The following is a 3,976-nucleotide window of genomic DNA, read 5'->3' as shown; positions in this document are numbered from 1 at the left end:
GATACGTGGATGAGCCCCGGTTCGCTGGACGCCGCGTTGCATGCCTGCGGCGCCGTCATTGAAGGCGTTGATGCCGTGATGGACGGTGAGGCTGAAGCGGTGTTTGTCGGCTGCCGCCCGCCCGGCCACCACGCGGAACCTGACAGGGCGATGGGTTTCTGTCTCTTCAACCAGATTGCGGTTGGCGCTCTGCACGCGCTGGAGGCGAGGGGGCTTGGCCGCGTCGCCGTCATTGATATCGATGTGCATCACGGCAACGGCACGCAGGCCAGTGCCGAGCGTGAGCCGCGCCTGTTCTTCGCCTCCATCCATCAGGGCTGGATATATCCCGGCACCGGCGCAGCCCACGAGACGGGCCGTCATGGCAATATCGCGAACCGTCCGATGCCGGCCGGCGCAACCGGTGAGACATGGCATCTGGCGCTTGACGAACTGATGGACGCGGTGCGCGGCTTTGCGCCTGATCTGCTTCTGGTTTCTGCTGGCTTTGATGCGCACAAGGATGATCCGCTGGCGGGTCTGGCGCTTGATGAGGATGATTTCGCCCGCGCAGGCACGGCTCTGGCCCGGCTTGCGCAGGAATGCGCCAACTCCCGGCTTGTGTGTGTGCTTGAGGGCGGATACGACTGCCCCGCGCTTGAACGGTCGGTTGCGGCCTTTATCGGCGCGCTGCAGGCGGCCTGACGGGGACCGGCGCCTGACAGGCTCCGTCCGCCGCGATCCCCAAGAACATCATGACCCAACCCGCCGCCCCGCGCCTTCCTGGCTCAATCATCATTGCCCGCCACGGTGAACCCGATGCGGATCGCCGCATGGTGCTGGACTGGCGCGGCTATGAGCACTGGTGGGACGATTACGATCTGGCGGGCCTGAAGCCGGGCCAGAGCGCGCCGCAGGCGCTTTGCAGCGCAGCCAGCCAGGCGCCTTCTGTCTTCACTTCCACGCTTCGCCGCGCCATTGAGACAGCGCAGGCCTGCGTCGGCGCTCGTGAGATGACCCAGAGCTCGGTCTTTGTGGAAGCGCCACTGCCGCCGCCGCCCATTCCGGGCCGATTCAAGGCGCGCACCTGGGGCGTCTATGCCCGCTGCAGCTGGTGGCTGGGCCTGTCACGCGGCAAGGAAACCCGCCGTCAGGCGGAGACGCGCGCGGAAGAGGCGGCCGCCATCCTGATCGAAGCTGCCCAGCACGGCGATGTCGCCCTGTTCGCACATGGCTGGTTCAACCGCATGCTGCGCCCGGTTCTCAAACGCCATGGCTATGTCTGTGTGCGCGATGGCGGCGATGATTACTGGTCCTGGCGCCGCTACGAGCCGAAGGTTCGCAGCTAGCGTCTGGCGGCCGGTCTCGGTGCCAGCACGAAGGTCAGCGCGACGGCCAGCAGGACCGTGCCGAAGCGCACCGCATTGGCGAACACAACTCCGATAGCGTTCTCGCCTAGCGCAAAGGCGGTCCACAGACCGTTCAGTCCGACATGAAGGAGGATGGGCGGCCAGAGATTGAAATTCCAGCGCACGAAAAGCCAGCCGAAGAGCAGGCCGCCAAGCCCGGTTATGGCGATGATGCCGGCAATCTCGACAGGCGCTGCGCCCGATCCTGCATGGACCGCCCCGAAAACCAGTCCGGGCAGGATGACCGCCGGCAGCCAGTGCCAGCGGGCGAGGCGCACCAGCACACCGACAGCGAGGCCGCGATAGACGATTTCCTCAGCGATCGGCCCGCCAATGACCAGCCAGCCATAATCGGCTGGACCAGCCTCTGCCGATAGCGGCACGAGGAATGCGCAGATCAGGATGGCCGGGGCAAGAGAGGCCCCAGCCCAAAGAAGTGGCCTGACGGGAGAGGCGCCAAAGCCCGTAACAGCGGCAATGCGCGCGGGTCCGCTCCACGCGGCGAGCCAGACAAGGGCGAACATCACTGCGATGTCAGCGAGAGAAACAAGCGCCGAGCGGCCATAGGGAACGCCGGTTATCCACTCGGCGGTGAGATAGGGGCGTAGCAGCGACCCGCTGAAGGCGCTGAATGTCAGTCCTGCAAGGACGGCGGCAAATAGCGCCAGGGCGCGGCGGTGTGTATGGATAAGGTCGGTCAAGCCAGACATGTCAGGGCGCTCCGCAACAATGACATCGCACACTAGCGAAAGCGCGAGCGAAGGCTTGAAGATTTCGGCCATGAGGCAGGTAACGCCCCGCCTGGCCGTTTTCGAGCCGCCTCCAGGCCTTGCCGCATTCGTGTCCGGCCTTGTTCACCGCGACGAGCGCGTGGATGGCCGGGCGGTTCGTCTGCTTCCCGATGTGCGCACCTCGATCCAGATCATGCTGGCCGACCCTTATCATGTGCGCGAGCGCGGACAGGGTGAGAACTGGCACAGATTGCCCCGCATCGCGCTTTGGGGGCCGCGCCATGACTGGGGTTATGGCTATGTGCAGGGTCACGTCACCTGCTTTGCCATCGGACTGACGCCAGCAGGGTTTCGCGCGATTGCAGAAAGTCCGGTGCGGGACTGGCTCAATCAAGTCGGCGATCTGACCGTTTTGAAGCCGGGCCTTGCTGCAGGACTCGATCCGCTGGCTGGAGAGGCATTCAATAGCTGGCGGGCGCGGATTGCCTCCACCCTGAGTACGGCATTTGCCGGAGCGGAGCCGTTATCCTTCGACTGGCAGGCTGTGACGCAAGTTCTCGCGGGCGAGAGCAGCGGCGCAATCGCGCAGGCGGCCAGGCTCTCCGGCCTCTCCGAGCGCCAGTTCCGCCGGGTGTTCGAGGCTGCTACAGGCGTTACACCGAAACGCTATCAGCGCGCCTTGCGGGTGGACCGCATGATCCGGCAGCTTCACCCTGCGCCTTGGGAGGACGACATGACGCCGGATATTCCGATCCCCTTCGCCGACCAGCCCCATGCGATCCGCGAGTTCCGGGCGCTGACCGGTCTGACCCCTGTTGAGTATGCACGCCTGAAGCGGGGCGGTGACGCCACCTTGCGCTCGGTGGGCGTTGACGGGCTGGACCTGCCTTCGCAGAGCTGAGCCACTGGACGCAGGGCCGCTGCCTTGCCACTCTGACTCCATGACCGACTCGACCCCTGCCGATATCGCCAAGCTGAGCTTTGAAGCCGCCCTGAAAGAGCTGGAGGGCATCGTCCAGCAGCTCGAACGCGGTGACGTGGAGCTGGAAAAATCCATCGCCATGTATGAGCGCGGTGCGGCGCTTCGCGAGCATTGCGAGGCCCGGCTGAGAGAGGCGCAGCTGAAAGTCGACAAGATCGTGCTCGGCGCGGACGGGACGCCAGGGACGGAGCCTGCAGGCCTTGATGGCTGATGCGAAGCCCTGACGATCCGACTGCCGATACCATCTCGCCCGACGATTTCTTTGCTGCCGATATCCGTCTTGGCACGATCACGCGCGCCGAACCCTTTCCCGAGGCGCGCAAGCCCGCGATCAAGCTCTGGATCGATTTTGGCGGCACGCTTGGCGAGAAACGCTCCTCGGCACAGATCACTGCACATTACACGGTGGAGGACCTGCCAGGGCGGCGCGTGCTGGCGGTCGTGAATTTCCCGCCCCGCCAGATTGGCCCTGTGCGCTCTGAAGTTCTGGTGCTGGGCGTGACCGACCGTGATGGACAGGTGGTGCTTCTTGAAGTGCCGGCGCACGCGGATGTGGCCAACGGCGCCGGGGTCAGCTAGACCGGCGCGGTAAAGCCCCTTGCCAGAAGAGAGTATCCGCCTGCCATGGCCAGTTTTCAGGCGCAGCTTGAGGAATCCGCCGACCGCGTGACCGTCGCGCTCGACGCGCTGCTGGCGCGTGCCGACGGGCCGGAAGCGCGCCTTGCCTCGGCCATGCGCTATGCCGCACTGGGGCCGGGCAAGCGTATCCGTCCCTTCCTGACGCTGGCGGCGGGGCGCATGCTGGGCGCAGATGAGCGCGGGCTGTTGCGGGCAGGATGCGCCATAGAGTGCATTCACGCCTATTCGCTCATCCA

7 protein-coding genes are annotated in these 3,976 nt (G+C 65.4%); 6 read left to right on the top strand and 1 reads right to left on the bottom strand.

Annotated elements, in window-relative coordinates:
• A partial coding sequence (locus tag ACTS2Z_RS04145; protein WP_442571967.1) for a histone deacetylase family protein occupies positions 1-684 on the top strand: 684 nt, incomplete at its 5' end.
• Between the two features lie 50 nt (positions 685-734).
• The gene (locus ACTS2Z_RS04140; protein ID WP_442571966.1) at positions 735-1,328 is read left to right on the top strand and encodes a histidine phosphatase family protein; all 594 of its coding nucleotides are present in this window, start codon (positions 735-737) and stop codon (positions 1,326-1,328) included.
• Here ACTS2Z_RS04140 and ACTS2Z_RS04135 read toward each other — a convergent pair.
• Positions 1,325-2,098, bottom strand: a complete 774-nt coding sequence (locus ACTS2Z_RS04135) for a CPBP family glutamic-type intramembrane protease (protein ID WP_442571965.1) — start codon at positions 2,096-2,098, stop codon at positions 1,325-1,327. The genes ACTS2Z_RS04140 and ACTS2Z_RS04135 overlap by 4 nt on opposite strands.
• 19 nt (positions 2,099-2,117) lie before the next feature.
• On the opposite strand from ACTS2Z_RS04135, the gene ACTS2Z_RS04130 reads away from it, so the two are divergent.
• From ACTS2Z_RS04130 to ACTS2Z_RS04115, 4 genes are all read left to right on the top strand, one after another.
• Positions 2,118-3,020, top strand: a complete 903-nt coding sequence (locus ACTS2Z_RS04130) for a helix-turn-helix domain-containing protein (RefSeq protein WP_442571964.1) — start codon at positions 2,118-2,120, stop codon at positions 3,018-3,020.
• A gap of 40 nt (positions 3,021-3,060) precedes the next feature.
• Positions 3,061-3,312, top strand: a complete 252-nt coding sequence (locus tag ACTS2Z_RS04125) for an exodeoxyribonuclease VII small subunit (protein ID WP_442571963.1) — start codon at positions 3,061-3,063, stop codon at positions 3,310-3,312.
• Positions 3,312-3,680, top strand: coding sequence for a tRNA-binding protein (locus ACTS2Z_RS04120; protein ID WP_442571962.1), 369 nt, complete (start codon positions 3,312-3,314; stop codon positions 3,678-3,680). Before ACTS2Z_RS04125 ends, ACTS2Z_RS04120 begins: the two co-directional genes overlap by 1 nt.
• Before the next feature lie 45 nt (positions 3,681-3,725).
• Positions 3,726-3,976, top strand: a 251-nt coding sequence (locus ACTS2Z_RS04115) for a polyprenyl synthetase family protein (RefSeq protein ID WP_442571961.1), incomplete at its 3' end; no start/stop codon positions are given.

Origin of the sequence: Glycocaulis sp. (assembly GCF_052168375.1) — a bacterium.
Classification (GTDB): Bacteria; Pseudomonadota; Alphaproteobacteria; order Caulobacterales; family Maricaulaceae; genus Glycocaulis.
Note: the sequence above shows the minus strand (reverse complement) of the source record. Positions and strands in the feature narration are given on the sequence as shown.

Coding starts and splice junctions, on each gene's coding strand:
- ACTS2Z_RS04140 (WP_442571966.1), top strand. CDS start 735: ATGACCCAACCCGCCGCCCCGCGCCTTCCTGGCTCAATCATCATTGCC.
- ACTS2Z_RS04135 (WP_442571965.1), bottom strand. CDS start 2,098: ATGTCTGGCTTGACCGACCTTATCCATACACACCGCCGCGCCCTGGCG.
- ACTS2Z_RS04130 (WP_442571964.1), top strand. CDS start 2,118: ATGACATCGCACACTAGCGAAAGCGCGAGCGAAGGCTTGAAGATTTCG.
- ACTS2Z_RS04125 (WP_442571963.1), top strand. CDS start 3,061: ATGACCGACTCGACCCCTGCCGATATCGCCAAGCTGAGCTTTGAAGCC.
- ACTS2Z_RS04120 (WP_442571962.1), top strand. CDS start 3,312: ATGCGAAGCCCTGACGATCCGACTGCCGATACCATCTCGCCCGACGAT.